This window comes from Pseudomonas paralactis (assembly GCF_001439735.1).
Taxonomy (GTDB): domain Bacteria; phylum Pseudomonadota; class Gammaproteobacteria; order Pseudomonadales; family Pseudomonadaceae; genus Aquipseudomonas; species Aquipseudomonas paralactis.
Map to the genome: position 1 here is coordinate 108261 of NZ_JYLN01000009.1, position 20134 is coordinate 128394.

21 protein-coding genes, 1 tRNA gene and 2 pseudogenes are annotated in these 20134 nt (G+C 58.7%); 3 read left to right on the forward strand and 21 right to left on the reverse strand.

Features of this window, described 5'->3' with window-relative positions; genetic code table 11:
* Position 1: 1 nt before the first annotated feature.
* The 14 genes from TX23_RS21405 to trmJ all read right to left on the reverse strand — a co-directional run bounded on the left by TX23_RS21405 (position 2) and on the right by trmJ (position 10901).
* On the reverse strand, positions 2–991 hold the full coding sequence (locus tag TX23_RS21405) for a RodZ domain-containing protein (RefSeq protein ID WP_057703918.1): 990 nt from the start codon (positions 989–991) through the stop codon (positions 2–4).
* Entirely contained in the window at positions 991–1749 is a 759-nt protein-coding gene (gene pilW / locus TX23_RS21410; protein WP_057703919.1) for a type IV pilus biogenesis/stability protein PilW, read from the reverse strand. The genes TX23_RS21405 and pilW overlap by 1 nt, the downstream gene beginning before the upstream one ends.
* 12 nt (positions 1750–1761) lie before the next feature.
* On the reverse strand, positions 1762–2910 hold the full coding sequence (rlmN, locus tag TX23_RS21415; protein WP_005791178.1) for a 23S rRNA (adenine(2503)-C(2))-methyltransferase RlmN: 1149 nt from the start codon (positions 2908–2910) through the stop codon (positions 1762–1764).
* 29 nt (positions 2911–2939) lie between these two features.
* Complete coding sequence (gene ndk / locus TX23_RS21420; protein ID WP_003175956.1) at positions 2940–3365, reverse strand: nucleoside-diphosphate kinase; 426 nt, start codon at positions 3363–3365, stop codon at positions 2940–2942.
* A gap of 91 nt (positions 3366–3456) precedes the next feature.
* Complete coding sequence (gene iscX / locus TX23_RS21425; protein ID WP_003194015.1) at positions 3457–3657, reverse strand: Fe-S cluster assembly protein IscX; 201 nt, start codon at positions 3655–3657, stop codon at positions 3457–3459.
* Between the two features lie 14 nt (positions 3658–3671).
* Positions 3672–4013: an ISC system 2Fe-2S type ferredoxin gene (gene fdx / locus TX23_RS21430; protein WP_032895388.1), complete on the reverse strand. Its 342-nt coding sequence runs from the start codon at positions 4011–4013 to the stop codon at positions 3672–3674.
* 3 nt (positions 4014–4016) lie between these two features.
* Entirely contained in the window at positions 4017–5879 is a 1863-nt protein-coding gene (gene hscA / locus TX23_RS21435; protein WP_057703920.1) for a Fe-S protein assembly chaperone HscA, read from the reverse strand.
* Between the two features lie 51 nt (positions 5880–5930).
* Positions 5931–6452, reverse strand: coding sequence for a co-chaperone HscB (hscB, locus tag TX23_RS21440; RefSeq protein WP_034128027.1), 522 nt, complete (start codon positions 6450–6452; stop codon positions 5931–5933).
* Positions 6453–6460: 8 nt separating this feature from the next.
* Positions 6461–6784, reverse strand: coding sequence for an iron-sulfur cluster assembly protein IscA (gene iscA, locus TX23_RS21445; protein WP_003209680.1), 324 nt, complete (start codon positions 6782–6784; stop codon positions 6461–6463).
* A 28-nt stretch (positions 6785–6812) separates the two neighbouring features.
* Positions 6813–7199 carry a Fe-S cluster assembly scaffold IscU gene (gene iscU / locus TX23_RS21450; RefSeq protein WP_003175965.1) on the reverse strand — a complete coding sequence of 129 codons (387 nt, stop codon included), beginning with the start codon at positions 7197–7199 and terminating at the stop codon, positions 6813–6815.
* 99 nt (positions 7200–7298) lie between these two features.
* Complete coding sequence (locus TX23_RS21455; RefSeq protein ID WP_003194019.1) at positions 7299–8513, reverse strand: IscS subfamily cysteine desulfurase; 1215 nt, start codon at positions 8511–8513, stop codon at positions 7299–7301.
* 50 nt (positions 8514–8563) lie between these two features.
* Positions 8564–9055 (reverse strand): Fe-S cluster assembly transcriptional regulator IscR, encoded by a 492-nt coding sequence (gene iscR, locus TX23_RS21460; protein WP_003194020.1) that lies wholly within the window; start codon positions 9053–9055, stop codon positions 8564–8566.
* A gap of 287 nt (positions 9056–9342) precedes the next feature.
* Entirely contained in the window at positions 9343–10128 is a 786-nt protein-coding gene (gene cysE / locus TX23_RS21465; protein WP_057703921.1) for a serine O-acetyltransferase, read from the reverse strand.
* Between the two features lie 2 nt (positions 10129–10130).
* Positions 10131–10901, reverse strand: a complete 771-nt coding sequence (trmJ, locus tag TX23_RS21470) for a tRNA (cytosine(32)/uridine(32)-2'-O)-methyltransferase TrmJ (protein ID WP_057703922.1) — start codon at positions 10899–10901, stop codon at positions 10131–10133.
* Between the two features lie 145 nt (positions 10902–11046).
* Between trmJ and suhB the strand changes: the two genes are divergently transcribed.
* Positions 11047–11862: a type III secretion system regulator SuhB gene (suhB, locus tag TX23_RS21475; protein WP_005791195.1), complete on the forward strand. Its 816-nt coding sequence runs from the start codon at positions 11047–11049 to the stop codon at positions 11860–11862.
* A gap of 207 nt (positions 11863–12069) precedes the next feature.
* Here suhB and TX23_RS21480 read toward each other — a convergent pair whose 3' ends face one another.
* From TX23_RS21480 to queA, 6 genes are all read right to left on the reverse strand, one after another.
* Positions 12070–12612 carry a glycine zipper 2TM domain-containing protein gene (locus TX23_RS21480; RefSeq protein ID WP_003194023.1) on the reverse strand — a complete coding sequence of 181 codons (543 nt, stop codon included), beginning with the start codon at positions 12610–12612 and terminating at the stop codon, positions 12070–12072.
* Between the two features lie 124 nt (positions 12613–12736).
* A complete protein-coding gene (secF, locus tag TX23_RS21485; RefSeq protein ID WP_057703923.1) occupies positions 12737–13651 on the reverse strand; it encodes a protein translocase subunit SecF in 915 nt (304 codons plus the stop codon).
* A gap of 9 nt (positions 13652–13660) precedes the next feature.
* Positions 13661–15529, reverse strand: a complete 1869-nt coding sequence (secD, locus tag TX23_RS21490) for a protein translocase subunit SecD (protein WP_057703924.1) — start codon at positions 15527–15529, stop codon at positions 13661–13663.
* Positions 15530–15591: 62 nt separating this feature from the next.
* Positions 15592–15930, reverse strand: coding sequence for a preprotein translocase subunit YajC (yajC, locus tag TX23_RS21495; RefSeq protein WP_003175975.1), 339 nt, complete (start codon positions 15928–15930; stop codon positions 15592–15594).
* 43 nt (positions 15931–15973) lie between these two features.
* On the reverse strand, positions 15974–17089 hold the full coding sequence (gene tgt / locus TX23_RS21500) for a tRNA guanosine(34) transglycosylase Tgt (RefSeq protein ID WP_032803964.1): 1116 nt from the start codon (positions 17087–17089) through the stop codon (positions 15974–15976).
* A 5-nt stretch (positions 17090–17094) separates the two neighbouring features.
* Positions 17095–18144: a tRNA preQ1(34) S-adenosylmethionine ribosyltransferase-isomerase QueA gene (gene queA, locus TX23_RS21505; protein WP_057703925.1), complete on the reverse strand. Its 1050-nt coding sequence runs from the start codon at positions 18142–18144 to the stop codon at positions 17095–17097.
* A 108-nt stretch (positions 18145–18252) separates the two neighbouring features.
* On the opposite strand from queA, the gene TX23_RS21510 reads away from it, so the two are divergent.
* Together TX23_RS21510 and TX23_RS21515 are read left to right on the forward strand one after the other, a co-directional pair.
* A tRNA-Leu gene (locus TX23_RS21510) sits at positions 18253–18337 on the forward strand.
* A 205-nt stretch (positions 18338–18542) separates the two neighbouring features.
* Positions 18543–19598 (forward strand): annotated as a pseudogene (locus TX23_RS21515) (tyrosine-type recombinase/integrase); the annotation flags it as partial.
* A gap of 6 nt (positions 19599–19604) precedes the next feature.
* Here the strand turns inward: TX23_RS21515 and TX23_RS21520 are convergent.
* Positions 19605–20104: pseudogene (locus TX23_RS21520) on the reverse strand (IS3 family transposase); the annotation flags it as partial.
* Positions 20105–20134: the final 30 nt, after the last annotated feature.

Consider the following 20134-nt stretch of genomic DNA (forward strand, 5'->3'; position numbering starts at 1 on the left):
ACTATTGTCCCAACTTGAGGCGAGCGGTCTCGCCACTGGTGAACGGCGCCACGTCTACAGGCTGGCCGTTGTAGGCCACTTGCGCGCCACGGGCGAAGCCCAGACGCAGCGTCAAAGGAGGCTTGCCGCCCTGGTCAAGCGTATCTCCCTTACGCTTCAAACCGCTGAACAGCACTTTGCCGTTGCCATCGGTGAGCTGCGTCCAGCAGTCAGCGATGAAGGTAATTTGTACGCGCCCATCACCGGCGATCAACGCCGGGGTGGTCGGAGGCGACATGGCTGGCGCTGCGGGTGCGGCTGGCGCAACTGGCGCAGGCGTCGCAGGTGCGGGTGCCGCTGGGGCTTGAACCACCGGTGCTGCCGGGGTAACCGGGGCCTCTACGGCCGCAGTCGCAGCAGGAGCGGTGCCCGTTTGCGGCGCTGGCTGCTCAGTTGTAGCCGGCACTTCTGGTGCGGCCTGCCCTTCGGCCACCGCCTGGTCTTCGGGCTCGTCCAGCGGATGAATCTGGGTGGTGCCATCGGCGCTTTCGACTTCGACGTGCTCCATCGCATTGCTGGTCAGGTCTTTGCTGCGCTGAGAAGCCTGGTCTTGCCACCAGACGAAACCGCCGCCGACCACAGCAACCAGCAGCAACAGGCTGACAATCCGCAAAATCGTGTGGGAAACCCGCGTTGGCTCCTCGATACGACCAAGACCATGGACATTACTGCCCTGGGCATCGGTACCGGTGAACTGGTCGAACTCCTGCACCAGCACGGCCTGGTCGATCCCCAACAGTTTGGCGTAGGCGCGGATATAGCCGCGGGCGAAGGTGTGCCCAGGCAGCTTGTCGAACGCGCCAGCTTCCAGGTTGGCCAGGGACGTGCTGGTCAAATTGAGCTTGAGGGCCACTTCCGCCAGCGACCAACCATTGCTTTCGCGGGCCTGACGCAAGGTTTCGCCTGGGTTTACGCGATTAGCTGCTACATCTTCCGGGTGCGCGGCTTTCATCATTGCTCCGACAGGTATTGCTGATATTCCGGCGTACCGGGATAGAGTCGTTCGAGTTGCTGGCCAAAACGTGCGGCCGTGTCGTGTTCTTCATGAACCGTCGCCAGGCGCACACCGAGCAATAGACTACGTGCATTTTGCCCACTGAGCAGGCTAAAACGCTCGTAATAGTCTCGTGCCGGCACATAATGCCTGTCTTCGTAAGACAACTCAGCCATTTCAAGCAATGCTCGTGGCTGGCGACTGTTCAGATGCAGGGCTTTTTCCAGCTGCTGGCGCGCGCTTTCGCGCTGACCGAGGCGCATCGAGGTCACCCCGAGGTTCTCGAACACCCGCGAACGCTCAGGATAAAGGGTATCGGCGCTGGCTTGCTGGAAATAACGCGACGCTTGGGCGTAGCGTTTCTGCTCGAACAGGAAACTGCCGTAGTTGTTCAGCAAACGGGGGTCGCCAGGACGGGAAGCCAGGGCCTTGTTGAAATAGCGGTCGGCCAGCTCCGGCTCGGCCTGAGCCTGAAAGACAAGGGCCAGTGCAGCGTTGGCGTCGGCATCATCGCTGTCCAGCTCAAGGGCCTTTTTCAGCGGCACCTTGGCCTGCTCGCTCATACCTTGACGCAGATACCCCAAGCCCAATTGCACATAGGCAACCCGCGCCTCATCACGGCCTTTAGTGGTGTGCAAAGGGCTGTCATGGCCCGATGAAACACAGCCGGCAACGAGGCCGGCAAGCAGTAAAAGCAGCGCAAGGCGCAAGGGCATAGAGATCCTCTCTCAGATTCGATTCACAGCAATTTGCGGCAAATCTTCGGCGGCGTTAAGTTCGCGCACGGCGATATAACGTTCGCTGCGGCGGGTGCGGTCCATCACCTGCCCTACCAATTGGCCACAGGCGGCGTCGATGTCTTCACCACGGGTGGTGCGCACAGTGACGTTGTAGCCGGCCTGGTGCAGTTGATCCTGGAAACGGCGAATGGCGTTGTTGCTCGGCCGCTCGTAACCAGAATGCGGGAACGGGTTGAACGGGATCAGGTTGATCTTGCACGGGGTGTTCTTGAGCAACTCGATCATCTCGACTGCGTGCTCGACCTTGTCGTTGATGTCCTTGAGCATGGTGTACTCAATGGTCAGTACACGTTTTTCGCCCAAGGTCGCCATGTAACGCTGGCAAGATTCAAGCAGCATCTTAAGCGGATACTTCTTGTTGATCGGCACCAATTGGTTACGCAATGCGTCATTGGGTGCATGCAGCGACAACGCGAGGGAGACGTCGATGTGCTTGGCCAGCTCATCGATCATCGGTACCACGCCGGAGGTCGACAGGGTCACACGGCGCTTGGAAATGCCGTAGCCCAGGTCGTCCATCATCAGGTGCATGGCCGCGATTACGTTGTCGAAGTTCAGCAGCGGCTCACCCATGCCCATCATCACCACGTTGGTGATGGCACGGTCGACGGTCGCCGGGACGCTGCCAAAGGATTTGTTGGCAATCCACACCTGGCCGATGACTTCGGCGGCGGTGAGGTTGCTATTGAAGCCTTGCTTGCCGGTGGAGCAGAAACTGCAGTCCAGGGCACAGCCTGCCTGGGACGAAACGCACAAGGTGCCACGTTTGCCCTGGGGAATGTATACGGTCTCGACGCAGCTGCCGGACGCCACGCGCACCACCCATTTACGGGTGCCATCGCTGGAGATGTCCTCGCTGACCACTTCGGGACCACGCACCTCGGCAATGGCCTTGAGCTTGTCGCGCAGGGCCTTACTGACGTTCGTCATGGCGTCGAAATCGTCGACGCCAAAGTGGTGAATCCACTTCATTACCTGACCGGCACGGAAACGCTTCTCCCCGATTGAGTCGAAGAATTTCTCCATTTCCGGCTGAGTCAGACCCAGCAGGTTGGTTTTAACAGTCGATGTAGTCATGGATTCACCCTCACTCTTTAAGCCGATGCTTAGCGAGCGGTTACTTCAGTAGCAGCGAAAAAGTACGAGATTTCGCGAGCAGCAGCGGCTTCGGAGTCCGAGCCGTGAACAGCGTTGGCGTCGATGGATTCAGCGAAGTCAGCACGGATGGTGCCGGCAGCAGCTTCTTTAGGGTTGGTAGCGCCCATCAGCTCACGGTTCAGAGCGATAGCGTTTTCGCCTTCCAGAACCTGAACAACAACAGGACCGGAGATCATGAAGGCAACCAGGTCGCCGAAGAAGCCACGAGCGCTGTGCTCAGCGTAGAAGCCTTCAGCTTCAGCCTTGGACAGTTGCTTGAGTTTCGAAGCTACAACCTTCAGGCCGGCTTTTTCGAAACGAGTGGTGATCTCGCCGATGACGTTTTTTGCAACAGCGTCAGGCTTGATGATGGAGAAAGTACGTTGAACAGCCATGGTGTAACTCCAGAAACGGTAATTTACGAAAAATTAAACCCGCGAATTATACGCGGGTTATTGGGTATTGCCTAACTGCGTAAAGGAGGCGTCAGTCCTGTTCTTCTTTCCAGGCAGTCTGGATAGCTTCCAGAACCTTTTCGCCGCCGCGATCACGCTCATCTTCGAACCCGGGCAATGCCATGACCATGTCACGCAAAGCTACAAAGTTCAGGGAGTAAGGATCCAGATCCGGGTTGCCATCGGCCAACAGGATAGCGATCTCTTGCACATCAACCCATTTAAGACTCATGACACTTCCTTGAATCAATGCGGCGCTTCAGCCGCATGGTTAAGCGAATATTTCGGAATTTCGACGGTGAGGTCTTCAGTCCCCACTTTCGCCTGGCAACTCAGGCGCGACGTCGGCTCCAGCCCCCACGCCCTATCAAGATAGTCTTCTTCCAGGTCATCAGCCTCATTGAGGCTGTCGAAACCTTTACGAATGATGCAGTGGCAAGTGGTGCAGGCATTGACGCCGCCACAGGCACTTTCGATCTCGATATGGTTGTCATGGGCGACGTCGAGCAGGGACTTGCCGGTCTCGGCCTCCACGACCATGCCCTCAGGGCAATGTTCGGCGTGCGGTAGAAAAGTGACCTGCGGCATCAGTTATTCCTCAATTTCATTCAGGTTGCGGCCCGCCAGCGCGGCTTTAACCGTCTGATCCATACGGCGGGCAGCAAAGGCATCAGTCACTTGCGACAGGCGCTTGGTCTGTTGCTCGATGGCGTAGCCATCGTTGCCTTTCATCAGTTCGGCCAGTTCCTGCATTTGCAGGTCGATGACCATGCGTTCTTCGGCATCCAGCAGGCGCTCGCCGTCGGCTTCAAGGGCACCCTGCACCGCTTCAAGCAGGCGCTGAGCATCCACTTGCTGCTCGCGCAATACGCGGGCGACCTTGTCGTCACCGGCATACTGGAACGAATCCTTGAGCATCTTGGCGATTTCGCCGTCGGTCAGGCCGTAGGACGGCTTGACCTGGATGCTGGCCTCAACGCCCGAACCCAGTTCGCGGGCGGCCACGTTGAGCAGGCCATCGGCATCAACCTGAAAGGTCACGCGAATCTTCGCCGCGCCCGCCACCATGGCCGGGATGCCACGCAATTCAAAGCGCGCCAGGGAGCGGCAGTCGCTGATCAGCTCGCGCTCACCTTGCAGCACATGAATCATCATGGCCGTCTGGCCGTCTTTGTAGGTAGTGAAATCCTGGGCGCGAGCAACGGGGATGGTGGTGTTGCGCGGGATCACCTTCTCCATCAGGCCGCCCATGGTTTCAAGGCCCAGGGACAACGGGATCACGTCGAGCAACAGCAGTTCGCCGCCGTCGCGCTTGTTACCAGCCAGGGTATCGGCCTGGATGGCGGCGCCGATGGCGACGACTTGATCCGGGTCGATTTCGGTCAATGGTTGGCGCCCAAAGGCTTCGGCTACCGCTTCACGCACGCGCGGCACGCGGGTGGAACCACCGACCATGACCACTGCGCCGACATCTTCCAGCTCAATGCCGGAGTCACGCACAGCACGACGGCAAGCCTTGAGGCTGCGGGCGACCATTGGCTCGATCAGCGCGTCAAAGGCTTCGCGGGTCAGTTGTGCCGACCAATCAGCGTAAGTCACGTCAACAGATGCAGCATTAGTCAGCGCTTCTTTGGCCGCACAGGCAGTTTGCAGCAAGTTACGCTGCGCGCCCGGATCCAGGTCGGCAGACAAACCTGCGCTGGTGATGATCCAGCCGGCAATGGCGTGGTCGAAGTCATCGCCGCCCAGGGCACTGTCGCCACCGGTGGCCAGCACTTCGAAAACGCCGCCGGTCAGGCGCAGGATAGAGATATCGAAGGTGCCGCCACCCAGGTCATAAATGGCGACCAGGCCTTCAGCGTGCTGATCCAGGCCATAGGCCACAGCCGCAGCGGTCGGTTCGTTGAGCAGGCGCAGCACATTCAGGCCGGCCAGCTTCGCCGCGTCCTTGGTGGCTTGACGCTGGGCGTCATCGAAATACGCCGGAACCGTGATCACCGCCCCGACCAGCTCACCGCCCAGGGTGTTTTCCGCACGCTGGCGCAGCACCTTGAGGATATCGGCCGACACTTCTACGGGGCTTTTCGGGCCCTGGATGGTGTCGATGAAGGGCATGTGGGATTCGCCGCCGACAAAGCGGTAAGGCAATTGGTCGCCCAATTGCTTGACGTCGGACAAACCACGCCCCATCAAGCGCTTGACCGACAGCACAGTGTTCAACGGGTCGGCAGACGCGGCCAGCTTGGCCGACTCACCCACTTCAGTGCGATCGGCGTGATAACGCACGGCGGACGGCAGGATCACCTGCCCATCGGCGTCGGGCAGCGGCTCGGACAGGCCGCTGCGCAAGGCAGCAACCAGGGAATTGGTGGTGCCCAGGTCAATCCCGACCGCCAGGCGACGCTGGTGCGGTTGAGGGCTTTGGCCGGGTTCGGCGATTTGCAGTAGGGCCATGGTAATCAGGTCTTATCTGTCTATCAGGCGTGCATCACGGGCAGCACTGGGTTAATCGTCGAGGCGCTCTTCTAGCTGGCGCACTTCGTAGGTGAGCTTGTCGAGGAACTGCATGCGCCGCATCAGGCGTTCGGCCTGTTCACGTTGCGCAGCATCATCCCAACAGGCTGCGAAGCTTTCGTTGAGCTCATCCTGGGCGGTTTTCAGACGACGCTTGAAGACTGCAACACCGGCTATATCGGCTTCGTCCTGCAAGTCTTCGAGCTCTTCGCGCCACTGCATCTGCTGCATAAGGAAGTCCGGATCGTGCACCGTAACTTCCAACGGCAACTCGCCACCGTTCAGCGCGAGCAGGTAACGCGCGCGTTTCGCGGGGCTTTTGAGCGTCTGATAGGCTTCGTTGAGGCTGGCCGATTGCTCCAGGGCCAAGCGTTGCTCACGCTCGGAAGCGTCGGCAAAGCGGTCCGGATGCACCCCACGCGCCAGTTCTCGATAGCGCGTGGCAAGCTGCTCAAGGTCCAGCCGAAAGCTCGGCTGCAGCTCGAATAAAGCGAAATGACAAGGAGTACCCACAAGTAGCCTCAGATGTTGAAGCTTTCGCCGCAGCCACACTCACCGCGCACGTTAGGGTTGTTGAACTTGAAGCCTTCGTTCAACCCTTCCTTGACGAAATCGAGTTCGGTGCCGTCCAGGTAGGTCAGGCTCTTGGGGTCGATGATCACTTTCTCGCCGTGACTTTCGAACACCTGATCCTCTTCAACCACCTCGTCGACAAACTCCAGCACGTAGGCAAGGCCGGAACAGCCCGTGGTGCGTACACCCAGACGAATCCCCTCACCTTTACCGCGCCCATTCAGGGAGCGGCGAATGTGCTGCGCAGCCGCTTCTGTCATGCTGATAGCCATCGTTGACTCCTTACTCGTCGCCAAATGCTTAGATCAAGCCTTTCTTCTGCTTGTAGTCGCGAACCGCCGCCTTGATGGCGTCTTCAGCGAGTACGGAGCAGTGGATTTTCACCGGCGGCAATGCCAGTTCTTCGGCCAGCTGGGTGTTGCTGATGGTGACAGCCTCATCCAGGGTCTTGCCTTTCATCCATTCGGTCGCCAGGGAGCTGGAGGCGATGGCCGAACCGCAGCCGTAAGTCTTGAATTTGGCGTCTTCGATAACGCCAGCATCGTTGACCTTGATCTGCAGGCGCATTACATCGCCGCACGCCGGAGCGCCGACCATGCCAGTGCCGACATCAGGATCTTCCGCGTTCATCTTGCCGACGTTGCGCGGGTTTTCGTAGTGGTCAATGACCTTTTCGCTGTAAGCCATGGTACTGAATCCTCACTCATCAGGGCCGCTCTGGAACCCTGTAGTCACGCCTGCGTTTTCCGCCACGTTCCTACAGAGCTTGGGTGGCGGCTTCTATATTTAGTGTGCCGCCCACTCGATCTTGGAGATATCGACACCGTCTTTGTACATGTCCCACAGCGGCGACAGAACGCGCAGCTTGTTGACGGCTTCGCAGACCTTCTGCGCGGCGTAGTCGACTTGCTCTTCAGTGGTGAAGCGGCCGAACGTAAAGCGGATCGAGCTGTGTGCCAGTTCGTCGTTGCGGCCCAGGGCGCGCAATACATACGAAGGCTCAAGGGACGCCGAGGTGCAAGCCGAACCGGACGAAACCGCCAGGTCCTTGAGCGCCATGATCAGCGACTCGCCTTCGACGTAGTTGAAGCTCAAATTCAGGTTGTGCGGTACACGGGCGGTCATGCTGCCGTTGATGTACAGCTCTTCAAGGTTTTCGACCTGCTTGTAGAAGCGATCGCTGAGGGCCTTGATGCGCACGTTTTCGGCAGCCATGTCTTCCTTGGCCACACGGAAAGCTTCGCCCATGCCGACGATCTGGTGGGTCGCCAGGGTGCCCGAACGCATGCCGCGCTCGTGACCGCCGCCGTGCATGGTGGCTTCGATGCGCACGCGAGGCTTGCGGCTCACGTACAGCGCGCCGATGCCTTTAGGGCCGTAAGTCTTGTGGGCAGAGAACGACATCAGGTCGACTTTCAGCTTGGACAGGTCGATATCGACCTTGCCGGTAGACTGAGCGGCGTCGACATGCAGCAACACACCCTTGGAGCGTGTCAGCTCGCCGATGGCGGCGATGTCGTTGATCGTGCCGATTTCGTTGTTCACGTGGATCACCGAAACCAGGATGGTGTCTTCACGCATCGCAGCTTCGATCATGGCCGGGGTGACGATACCGTCGGTGGTCGGCTCGAGGTAGGTGACCTCGAAACCTTCACGCTCCAGTTGGCGCATGGTGTCGAGGACAGCCTTGTGCTCAATCTTGGTGGTGATCAGGTGTTTGCCTTTGGTCGCGTAGAAATGCGCCGCGCCCTTGATAGCCAGGTTGTCGGACTCGGTGGCACCCGAGGTCCAGACGATTTCGCGCGGGTCGGCATTGACCAGGTCAGCAACCTGGCGACGAGCGTTCTCGACCGCTTCCTCGGCCTTCCAGCCGAATACGTGGGAACGGGAGGCCGGGTTGCCGAAGTTTCCGTCAACCAGCAGGCATTCGCTCATTTTTTGCGCGACACGCGGATCAACCGGGGTGGTCGCTGAGTAATCAAGGTAAATCGGCAATTTCATGGACTTTCTCCTAAATCAGGCTGGCTGGCGTGCCGTTAGCTCTTCGGCTGTCACTCGACGGCGGACGCTTCGATCTTGTCCAGACGCGGCGCCTTGGTGTTGCAACGGCGCTGGTCCTGACGCTGGGCTACTTCTTGCACCTCACGGCGAGTCACAAGATCAGCCAAGCTGATACCACTCAAAAACTCATGGATCTGCAGGCTCAAGTCACACCACAAGTGATGTGTCAGGCAGGTGTCACCGGCGTGGCAATCACCCAAACCCTGGCATTTGGTGGCATCGACGGACTCGTTGACCGCGTCGATCACCTGGGCCACTTGAATGCCCTGCATGTCGCGGGACAATTGGTAGCCACCGCCCGGACCGCGAACGCTGGAAACCAGATTGCTACGGCGCAATTTGGCGAACAACTGCTCGAGATACGACAGGGAAATGCCTTGGCGCTCGGAGATATCGGCCAGGGACACCGGCCCAGTTTGCGCGTGCAGGGCCAGGTCAAGCATGGCGGTCACCGCGTATCGGCCTTTTGTAGTCAGTCTCATGGACAAGTACCAAGGTGTTTCAGAATGGGAGCAAGTATGCGATTCCCGAGTATTTAAGTCAACTATAAGACCTAGTACTTTAGTCAGGAATACCCGTAAAAAGGGCGCGCGAATCATAGCAGCATGGGGTGGGATCGAACAGCGCAACCAGGCCTGCTGCAAGACCACCGAGCCAATGGAGATCAAATGTGGGAGCTGGCTTGCCTGCGATTGCGGTGGGCCAGCAACCTACAAGCAAGCTGATAGACAGCTATCGCAGGCAAGCCAGCTCCCACAAGAGACCGCATTCAGCCTGCCTTGGTGGTAGCGGCCTCGTCCTTGATTTCAGCAAAATCTTCTTCGCGCAGTTCAGGCAAGTCTTTGGCACAGTACGGGCTGCCCAACTCCTTCAGCGCCCCGCACATACCCTCCAGCTTGCCGTCCACCGCCTGCAAATGATCAAGCAATTGACCAATCGCGCGAGCCACCGGGTCGGGCATGTCTTCACTGACGCCATAGGCATCGAAACCAATCTTCTCGGCCATTGCCTTGCGCTTGGCCTCTTGCTCATCACCGACTTGCGGCTTGACGATGATGCGGCCTGGAATACCCACAACCGTGGCACCCGGCGGCACAGCCTTGGTCACTACCGCGTTGGAGCCAACCTTGGCACCAGCCCCCACGGTAAACGGCCCGAGCACCTTGGCGCCCGCCCCTACTACCACGCCATCGCCCAGCGTTGGGTGGCGCTTACCCTTATTCCAGGTGGTACCGCCCAGGGTGACGCCTTGATAGAGGGTGACGTCATCGCCGATCTCGGCCGTCTCGCCAATCACGATGCCCATGCCGTGGTCGATAAAGAACCGACGGCCTACTTTGGCGCCCGGGTGGATCTCGATACCGGTCAACCAGCGCCCGAAGTTCGATACCAGCCGCGCCAGCCATTTCCAGCCTATGCCCCACAGGGCGCCAGACAGGCGATGGATCCAGATCGCGTGCATGCCCGGGTAGCAGGTCAGCACTTCAAAGGCGTTGCGCGCCGCCGGGTCACGATGGAAAACACTCTGGATATCTTCTCGCAAACGCTCGAACATTTTTAATCCTTCCGCTTAAGAAGCTCACCACGGGCCGCTTTCTGGGTTTCCGTGAGGATGCCACGCAATATGTTCATTTCCGCCCGACTCACCGAGCTGCGACCGTACAAACGACGCAGGCGCGCCATCAAGTGCCGTGGCTTTTCAGGGTCGAGGAATTCGATGGCGACCAGGGTTTGCTCCAGGTGCTCATAGAACCGTTCCAGCTCGTCCATGGTGGCCAACTCGCCACTTTTGGTTGAGGCAACCTCTTCCTTTTCCACTTTGCTCGGCTGGCCGGCAGCAGCCAGCCAGGCCATGCGCACTTCATAAGTCAGCACCTGCACCGCCGCCCCGAGGTTCAGCGAACTGAACTCAGGGTCTGAGGGGATATGCACGTGATAATGACATCGCTGCAGCTCTTCGTTGGTAAGGCCGGAATCTTCACGGCCGAATACCAGGGCAATTTCAGCACCGCCGACGGCTTCTTCCACCACCTTGGTGCCGCACTCACGCGGATCCAGCAGCGGCCAGGGGATACGCCGATCGCGAGCGCTGGTGCCGAGCACCAAATTGCAGCCGACCAGAGCATCTTCCAGGGTGGCGACAACCTGGGCGTTTGCCAGCAGGTCATTGGCGCCGGACGCACGGGCGTCGGCCTCGTGATGCGGGAACACCCGCGGTTCGACCAGCACCAGGCGCGTCAGCCCCATGTTTTTCATGGCTCGCGCCACCCCGCCGATATTGCCGGGATGACTGGTATTGACCAAGACGACACGAATGTTTTGCAGCAAGGGAGGCGCTCTCGGACACGGGAAAGGGGAGCAAATCTTACAGAACAGCCTAAGGTTATGCCATGAAAGCTAACGTCGTCCTTCACCTTGAGAAAGTTTCTGCTAGAATGCCCGGCTTTCTTTAACAACCTTAGGTGACACATCCATGCAGCCCATGCTGAATATCGCGCTGCGCGCCGCCCGCAGCGCCAGTGAATTGATCTTCCGCTCCATCGAGCGCCTGGATACCATCAAGGTCGACGAAAAAGACGCCAAGGATTATGTATCCGAGGTGGATCGCGCCGCCGAACAGAAAATCATCGACGCCCTGCGCAAGGCCTACCCTACTCACGGCATCCTCGGCGAAGAAACCGGCCTGCACAAAGGCAGCGGCGAAGGCGAAGACTACCTGTGGATCATCGACCCACTGGATGGCACCACCAACTTCCTGCGCGGCATCCCGCACTTTGCCGTGAGCATCGCCTGCAAATACCGTGGCCGCCTGGAACACGCCGTTGTGCTGGATCCGGTGCGCCAGGAAGAATTCACCGCCAGCCGTGGCCGTGGCGCCCAACTGAACGGTCGCCGCCTGCGTGTCAGCGGTCGCACCAGCCTGGAAGGCGCTCTGCTGGGTACCGGCTTCCCGTTCCGTGACGACCAGATGGACAACCTGGAAAACTACCTGGGCATGTTCCGCGCCCTGGTTGGCCAGACCGCCGGCATCCGCCGCGCCGGTGCAGCCAGCCTGGACCTGGCCTATGTTGCCGCCGGTCGTTTTGATGCGTTCTGGGAGTCGGGCCTGTCCGAGTGGGACATGGCTGCAGGCGCCCTGCTGATTCAGGAAGCGGGCGGCCTGGTGAGCGATTTCACCGGTGGTCACGACTTCCTGGAGAAAGGCCACGTAGTTGCCGGCAACACCAAATGCTTCAAGGCAGTACTGACGGCGATTCAGCCGCACCTGCCGGCTTCGCTGAAGCGTTAAGCGAGCGAGCACAAAAAAGCACCCCTCGGGGTGCTTTTTTTTATGCGTGGGATTTAGCAAAAAACCAATTCCAACTGACTCAATACAATCCAATGTGGGAGCTGGCTTGCCTGCGATGGCGGGCTGCCAACCAACTGATTAGTTACTGACCCACCGCTATCGCAGGCAAGCCAGCTCCCACATTTGGATCGAAACCAGACCCGGGGATTACTGCTGGTTCTGACCGAGGATCAGACGACCTTCCTTATCGACCGGAATCTGGCTGCCAGGGTCGCGCTCCATACGCACGGTACCCTCCTTCCCATCCAGGTTGTAACGCACGTCATAACCGACCACCTTGTCGCTGATGTCGTTAACGGTGTTACAGCGAGTCTGAGTCGTGGTGTAGGTATCACGGTTCTGCATACCTTCCTGAACCTTGTTACCGGCGTAGCCACCACCGACCGCACCGGCCACGGTGGCCAGCTTCTTGCCATTACCGCCACCGATCTGGTTACCCAACAGGCCGCCTGCCAGGGCGCCGACCACGGTACCGGCGATTTGATGTTGGTCCTGCACCGGACGCTGCCGGGTCACAGTGACGTCCTTGCAGACCTCACGCGGGGTTTTGATCTGGGTTTTAACCGGCTGTACCGCCAGTACTTGCGCATACTCAGGGCCGCTTTTTACCAGGCTGTAGGTGGCAACAGCACCCCCGGCAGTTACACCGACAGCACCCAATACCGCACCAACCAGCAACGACTTGTTCACGTTGAACCTCCTGACCATCACAAACGGATCGAAAGATCCGCGCTATACCCAGCCTTGGAGCAAAAAAAAAGGCGCGAGTTCAATACTCGCGCCCTTCTTGTAACAGCCGATCAACTAACACCCATCAAGGGCGGTCGTCGACCTCCTTGCCGGTAGCGGCAGGAGGGATCAAGTCTTCGCTGTTGAGGTTCAGCCAGATCAGCACCACGTTGGCGATGTAGATCGACGAGTAGGTACCCGCCAGAACACCGATGAACAGTGCCAGAGAGAAACCCCACAGGTTGTCGCCGCCGAAGATCATCAGCGCAGCGATCGCCAGCAAAGTGGAGATCGATGTTGCCATGGTCCGCAGCAGGGTCTGGGTAGTGGAGATGTTGATATTCTCGATCAACGTCGCCTTGCGCAGGACCCGGAAGTTCTCACGAACCCGGTCGAATACCACGATGGTGTCGTTGAGCGAGTAACCAATGATCGCCAGCACAGCCGCCAGTACGGTCAGGTCGAAGGTGATCTGGAAGTAGGCCAGGATACCCACGGTCACGATCACGTCGTGGATCAGCGACACAATGGCGCCGACACCGAACTTCCACTGAAAGCGGAACGCCAGGTAGATCATGATGCCGACCAGCGCCATCAGCATGCCGAGGCCGCCCTGATCGCGCAGCTCTTCACCCACTTGTGGGCCGACGAACTCGACGCGCTTGACCGAAGCCGGGTTGTCGCCGCCGACCTTTTGCAAGGCCTCGGCTACCTGGTGACCCAGTTGCGGGTCTTCGCCAGGCATACGCACCAGCAGGTCAGTGGTGGCGCCGAAGCTCTGCACCACGGCTTCGTGATAGCCGGCCTTGACCAGCTCGCTGCGCACCAGGGTGACATCGGCCGGCTTCTCGTAGGTCAGCTCGATGAGCGTACCGCCAGTGAAGTCCAGACCGTAGTTCAGGCCCTTATGGAACCAGCTGAACAACGCCAGAACGGTAAGGAGCACGGTGACGCCGAACGCAATGTTGCGAACGCCCATGAAGTTGATTGTACGTAACATGGCAGCCCCTTAAATCCACAACTTCTTGAAGTCACGCCCGCCAAAGATCAGGTTGACCATTGCGCGGGTCACCATGATGGCCGTGAACATCGAGGTAAAGATACCCAGGGACATGGTCACCGCAAAGCCTTTCACCGGGCCTGTGCCCATGGCGAAGAGAATCCCGCCGACCAGCAACGTGGTCAGGTTGGAGTCGAGAATCGCGGTAAATGCCCGGCCGAAGCCTTCGTTGATTGCACGCTGTACGGTCATGCCGGCGGCGATCTCTTCACGAATCCGCGAGAAGATCAGCACGTTGGCATCCACCGCCATACCCATGGTGAGTACGATACCGGCAATACCTGGCAGGGTCAGTGTGGCACCCAGCAACGACATCAGAGCCAGCAACATCACCATGTTGCCCGCCAGGGCAACGGTGGCGATCACACCAAAGAAGCGGTAGATGGCGATGATGAACAGCGACACGAACAACATGCCCCACAGCGCCGCATCCACACCCTTGGTGATGTTGTCGGCACCCAGGCTCGGGCCGATGGTACGTTCTTCAGCGAAGTACATCGGCGCGGCCAGGCCACCGGCACGCAGCAACAGCGCCAGCTCGGAGGACTCACCCTGGCCGTTCAGGCCGGTGATGCGGAACTGCGCACCCAGCGGCGACTGGATGGTCGCCAGGCTGATGATCTTCTTCTCTTCCTTGAAGGTCTGCACCGGCACGTCTTTCTCGACGCCGTTGACCATCTGCTTGGTGTAGGTGGTCACCGGGCGCTGCTCGATGAAGATCACCGCCATGCTGCGACCGACGTTGCTGCGCGTGGCGCGGCTCATCAGTTCGCCGCCGTGGCCATCCAGGCGGATGTTCACTTCAGGTGTGCCGTGCTCGCCGAAACCGGCCTTGGCGTCGGTCACCTGGTCACCGGTAATGATCAAGCCACGCTCGATCAACGCAGGAGGACGATTGCCTTCGCGGAACTCGAACTCTTCGGAGGTTGCGCGGGTAGCACCCGGCTCAGCCGCAAGGCGGAATTCCAGGTTGGCGGTTTTACCCAGGATACGCTTGGCTTCAGCCGTGTCCTGTACGCCCGGCAACTCAACCACGATACGGTTGGCGCCCTGGCGCTGCACGATCGGCTCGGCTACACCCAGCTCGTTGACGCGGTTACGTACCGTGGTCAAGTTCTGCTTGATGGAGTATTCGCGGATCTCGGCAATCTTGGCCGGGCTCATCGCCAGACGCAGCACAGCCTGACCATTGAGGTCAGCCGGCAGGATGTCGAAGTCATTGAAGTTCTTGCGGATCAGCGCACGGGCCTGTTCGCGGGAAGCTTCGTCAGCAAAACCCAGCTGAATGGCACCATTGAGCTGCGGCAGGCTGCGATAACGCAGTTTCTCTTTGCGCAGCAGGCTCTTCACGTCGCCTTCGTAGACCTTCAGACGTGCGTCCAGAGCCTTGTCCATGTCGACTTCCAGCAGGAAGTGCACACCACCGGACAAGTCCAGACCCAGCTTCATCGGGTGCGCGCCAATGCTGCGCAGCCATTGAGGCGTGGTCTGTGCCAGGTTCAATGCAACGACGTAGTCGTCACCCATGACCTTGCGCACGACGTCTTTGGCCGGCAATTGGTCTTCTTGCTTGGTCAGGCGCAACAAGCCGCCTTTGGAACCAGCTGCCAAGGTTGCCGCTTTAACCTGGATGCCCGCGTCATTGAGCGCTTTGCTCGCACGGTCCAGATCAGCCTGATTGACCTGCAGCGAAGTGCTGGCACCAGAGATCTGGATCGCCGGGTCATCAGGATAGAGATTGGGAGCGGAATAAATAAAGCCGATCGCCAGCACCGCCAGGATCAGTACGTATTTCCACAGAGGGTATTTGTTCAGCATCACGCCGCCCGCTTATAACGCGGGGCGCCTTGCGCGCCCCGTCGATTGGTAAAGGTTGTTACTTAGATCGCTTTGAGCGTGCCTTTAGGCAGCGTGGCGGCGATGGCGCCCTTCTGGAACTTCATTTCCACGGTGTCGGAGACTTCCAGTACCACGAAAGCATCGGAAACCTTGGTGATCTTGCCGGCGATACCGCCAGTGGTCACGACTTCGTCGCCTTTTTGCAGGCTGCCCAGCAGGTTTTTCTGCTCTTTGGCGCGCTTGGCCTGTGGACGCCAGATCATCAGGTAGAAGATGACCAGGAAGCCGACCAGGAAAATCCACTCGAAACCACCGCCCATAGGGCCGGCAGCAGCAGGCGCAGCGGCGTCAGCCATGGCGTTAGAGATAAAAAAGCTCATTTAGCACTCCAGTTGCAAATAGTGAATCTTAGGGTCGGAAAACTCAGTCCAAGGGCGGCACAGGGAGGCCACGCTTGGCATAGAAGGCATCGACGAAGGCGGCCAATGTACCCTGTTGAATAGCCTCGCGCAAACCAGCCATCAGGACTTGGTAGTGACGCAAATTGTGGATGGTATTCAACATGCTACCCAGCATTTCCCCGCACTTGTCCAGATGGTGCAGATAAGCACGGGAGAAGTTCTGGCAGGTGTAGCAGTCACAGGTAGGATCCAGCGGCGAATCATCATGGCGATGGAACGCGTTACGGATCTTGAGCACGCCTGTATCGATGAACAGATGCCCATTGCGGGCATTACGGGTTGGCATCACGCAATCGAACATGTCCACACCGCGGCGCACACCCTCTACGAGATCCTCCGGTTTGCCAACGCCCATAAGGTAACGAGGTTTGTCAGCCGGCATCAGACCCGGCAGGTAATCGAGCACCTTGATCATTTCGTGCTTGGGCTCGCCGACCGACAAACCGCCGATGGCCAGGCCGTCGAAGCCGATCTTGTCGAGGCCTTCCAGCGAGCGTTTGCGCAGGCTTTCATGCATACCGCCCTGGACAATCCCGAACAGCGCCGCAGTGTTGTCGCCATGGGCGTTCTTCGAACGCTGGGCCCAGCGCAGCGACAACTCCATGGAAATACGCGCCACGTCTTCATCGGCCGGGTACGGTGTGCACTCGTCAAAAATCATCACGATGTCGGAACCCAGGTCGCGCTGGACCTGCATCGACTCTTCCGGGCCCATGAACACCTTGGCACCGTCTACCGGTGAGGCGAAGGTCACGCCCTCCTCCTTGATCTTGCGCATGGCGCCCAGGCTGAACACCTGGAAACCACCGGAGTCGGTGAGGATCGGGCCTTGCCACTTCATGAAGTCATGCAGGTCGCCGTGCTTCTTGATCACTTCCGTGCCCGGGCGCAGCCACAGGTGGAAGGTGTTGCCGAGGATGATCTCGGCACCAGTGGCGACGATGTCGCGGGGCAACATGCCTTTGACGGTGCCGTAGGTGCCGACCGGCATGAAGGCCGGGGTCTCCACGGTGCCACGCGGAAAGGTCAGGCGACCACGACGGGCTTTGCCGTCCGTGGCGAGCAATTCAAACGACATACGACTCATAAGTTGTCCTCAGGGCCGCGCGGCGCCGGGTTACGGGTGATAAACATCGCATCACCGTAGCTGAAAAAACGGTACTCGTTAGCGATGGCGGCCTGGTAGGCAGCCATGGTTTGCGGGTAACCGGCAAAGGCCGACACCAGCATCAACAGCGTGGATTCGGGCAAATGGAAATTGGTGACCAGGCAGTCGACCACATGAAATGGCCGCCCTGGGAAAATAAAGATATCGGTGTCGCCACTGAACGGCTTGAGCACGCCATCACGTGCTGCACTCTCCAGCGAACGCACGCTGGTAGTGCCCACCGCAACCACTCGACCGCCACGCGCCTTGCACGCATTAACCGCGTCCACGACGTCCTGGCTGACTTCCAGCCATTCGCTGTGCATATGGTGGTCTTCGATGTTCTCTACACGCACCGGCTGAAACGTGCCGGCCCCCACGTGCAGGGTCACATAGGCCGTCTCGACGCCCTTGGCGGCAATCGCATCCAGCAGCGGCTGGTCGAAATGCAGCCCGGCAGTCGGCGCGGCAACGGCGCCGAGGCGCTGTGAGTACACCGTCTGATAGCGCTCGCGGTCCGCGTCTTCGTCGGGGCGGTCTATATAAGGAGGCAACGGCATGTGGCCGACGCGATCGAGCAACGGCAGCACTTCTTCGGCAAACTCAAGCTCGAACAAGGCGTCGTGACGCGCCACCATCCGGGCTTCGCCGCCGCCATCAATCAGGATGTTCGAACCCGGTTTGGGCGACTTGCTGGAGCGCACATGGGCCAGCACGCGATGGCTGTCCAGCACCCGCTCCACCAGAATTTCCAGCTTGCCGCCGGAAGCTTTCTGGCCAAACAGCCGCGCCGGAATCACCCGGGTGTTGTTGAAAACCATCAGATCGCCTGGGCGCAAATGCTCAAGCAAATCAGTGAATTGACGGTGTGCGAGGGCACCGCTGGGCCCGTCCAGGGTCAGCAGTCGACTGGCGCGACGCTCGGCCAAAGGGTGGCGAGCGATCAGCGAATCAGGGAGCTCAAAAGTAAAGTCAGCAACGCGCATGATGGGGTTCGTCTAGCAGGGCCGGGAAGTCTAGCGGAAATAGTGAAAATAGACCATGAAACGTGATTGACCAACGGTAATCTCATCTCTATACTTCGCCGCCATTGAGCCCTGATGGCGGAATTGGTAGACGCGGCGGATTCAAAATCCGTTTTCGAAAGAAGTGGGAGTTCGATTCTCCCTCGGGGCACCATATAGCAGTATCTGAAAGTCTCTACCAGACTCTCAGACCCAGAGAAACCGGCCACTTGAGCCGGTTTTTTTGTGTCTGGCTTTCTACCTCTGTATTCCCTTATCCGTTGTATCCCTGTATCCCTGTATCCCTGTATCCCTGTATCCCTGTATCCCTGTATCCCTGCTTGTATCCTGAGAAAAATACCGAACTTTGGGATACAAGGATGAAGCGCGCAGATATCAAGCGCCGCCCTCTCGCAGACACGACGCTTGCAGGGCTGGAGCCGGAGTCAAAGGAATACCGGGAGCTAGACGGAAACGGCCTCTACTTCAGGGTCAAATTGATGGTGGTAAATCCTGGCAGCTACGCTACAAACGTCCGGCGGGCAATTGGGCTTGGATGGGGCTCGGGGGTTACCCAGAGGTCAGTGGTGCGCTGGCAAGAGAGAAAGCTGCCGATCTACGCAAAGTGGTGAGTAGCGACGCCGATCCCCTTGAGCAGAAACGATCCGCTAAAGCTGCAATCGATGCGGCCAAGGCTCGAACGTTTCGAGCTGCTGCTGAAGCTTGGCTCAAGGCCAAAGAAGAAAAGGGCCTCGCAACCTCCACCCTTCACAAAATCCGCACCTACCTCGACAAGGACATACTCCCGGCATTGGGAGATAAGCCCCTCGACGAAATCACCCGCACAGACTGTGCAGATCTCCAGGCATCCCTCGAAGCTAGAGACGCTCACAACGTGGCGGAAAAGTGCCGCACCTGGATCAACCAAATATTCGGCCGAGCGATTGGTTTAGGACTCACCGAAAACGATCCGGGCAGCCGCCTTCGCGACATTGCCGCCCAGGCGCCCAAGACTCAGCAGCATCCACACTTGCTGGAGCCTGAACTCGCTGAGTTCCTCCAAGCACTCAAAAACACTCCGAGCAGACTGACGGCACGTACCGCCGCATGGCTTTGTATCTGGACGGCATCCCGCCCAGGCATGGTCCGCTTGGCTGAATGGAAAGAGTTCGACCTTGAGAAGGCCATTTGGACGACGCCTGCTGCCAAGATGAAGATGCGCCGGGATTTTGTATGCTCCCTTCCCCACCAAGCCGTTACAGCACTGAGGGACCTGCACTGTTTAACGGGACGGAGTCGCTGGGTTTTCCCCGGCGTCGGAGCAAAGAACCCAACCATCAGCGAAAACACAATCAACAAAGTCTTCGCTACCATCGGCTACAAAGGGCGTCTATCTAGTAAGACACGGCTGGCCGAAGGAACATGTTGAAGCGCAGCATGGTGTGGATTTTCCGTTTGATCCGTTCCTGCTTTAGAAGCTGGAAAAAGCTCTTAGCCACAGCATTGTCATGATGGCTTTCTCAGCGGCTCATGCTGACAACTAAATTGTTCGTCTTCAAAAAACCGAACCAATAGATGCCACTTTATTGGCCGCCTTGGTCGGAGTGAACCATCATCTCCTGTTTCGGTTTGTGCCTCCAAACCGCCATCAATAACGCATTAGTGGCCAAATCACTGGTCATCTGAGACTTCATTGACCACCCAACGATCTGACGAGAAAACAGAACCAGCACCACAGCCAAATACAGCCAACCCTCATGCGTACGAATGTAGGGTGATGCCTGTAACCCAGATCTTGTTGGGTTCTACGACATTGAACTGGCGCTTCAACAAGTTGGGTGAGGCAACCGCTGGCTTACCGCCGTACTTTCCAAAGCGTCGTCGGTACCCGAGAGCACAGACCTTCAAGGCGCATCAGCCTTGGTACACGATACAGGGGGCAGTCCATTGAGTTTGCAAGGTATCTAGAGAA

Bases quoted from the DNA above. Each gene is read 5' to 3' on its own strand.
- TX23_RS21405 (WP_057703918.1), bottom strand. From the start codon at position 991: ATGAAAGCCGCGCACCCGGAAGATGTAGCAGCTAATCGCGTAAACCCA.
- pilW (WP_057703919.1), bottom strand. From the start codon at position 1,749: ATGCCCTTGCGCCTTGCGCTGCTTTTACTGCTTGCCGGCCTCGTTGCC.
- rlmN (WP_005791178.1), bottom strand. From the start codon at position 2,910: ATGACTACATCGACTGTTAAAACCAACCTGCTGGGTCTGACTCAGCCG.
- ndk (WP_003175956.1), bottom strand. From the start codon at position 3,365: ATGGCTGTTCAACGTACTTTCTCCATCATCAAGCCTGACGCTGTTGCA.
- iscX (WP_003194015.1), bottom strand. From the start codon at position 3,657: ATGAGTCTTAAATGGGTTGATGTGCAAGAGATCGCTATCCTGTTGGCC.
- fdx (WP_032895388.1), bottom strand. From the start codon at position 4,013: ATGCCGCAGGTCACTTTTCTACCGCACGCCGAACATTGCCCTGAGGGC.
- hscA (WP_057703920.1), bottom strand. From the start codon at position 5,879: ATGGCCCTACTGCAAATCGCCGAACCCGGCCAAAGCCCTCAACCGCAC.
- iscA (WP_003209680.1), bottom strand. From the start codon at position 6,784: ATGGCTATCAGCATGACAGAAGCGGCTGCGCAGCACATTCGCCGCTCC.
- iscU (WP_003175965.1), bottom strand. From the start codon at position 7,199: ATGGCTTACAGCGAAAAGGTCATTGACCACTACGAAAACCCGCGCAAC.
- TX23_RS21455 (WP_003194019.1), bottom strand. From the start codon at position 8,513: ATGAAATTGCCGATTTACCTTGATTACTCAGCGACCACCCCGGTTGAT.
- iscR (WP_003194020.1), bottom strand. From the start codon at position 9,055: ATGAGACTGACTACAAAAGGCCGATACGCGGTGACCGCCATGCTTGAC.
- cysE (WP_057703921.1), bottom strand. From the start codon at position 10,128: ATGTTCGAGCGTTTGCGAGAAGATATCCAGAGTGTTTTCCATCGTGAC.
- suhB (WP_005791195.1), top strand. From the start codon at position 11,047: ATGCAGCCCATGCTGAATATCGCGCTGCGCGCCGCCCGCAGCGCCAGT.
- secF (WP_057703923.1), bottom strand. From the start codon at position 13,651: ATGTTACGTACAATCAACTTCATGGGCGTTCGCAACATTGCGTTCGGC.
- secD (WP_057703924.1), bottom strand. From the start codon at position 15,529: ATGCTGAACAAATACCCTCTGTGGAAATACGTACTGATCCTGGCGGTG.
- yajC (WP_003175975.1), bottom strand. From the start codon at position 15,930: ATGAGCTTTTTTATCTCTAACGCCATGGCTGACGCCGCTGCGCCTGCT.
- tgt (WP_032803964.1), bottom strand. From the start codon at position 17,089: ATGTCGTTTGAATTGCTCGCCACGGACGGCAAAGCCCGTCGTGGTCGC.
- queA (WP_057703925.1), bottom strand. From the start codon at position 18,144: ATGCGCGTTGCTGACTTTACTTTTGAGCTCCCTGATTCGCTGATCGCT.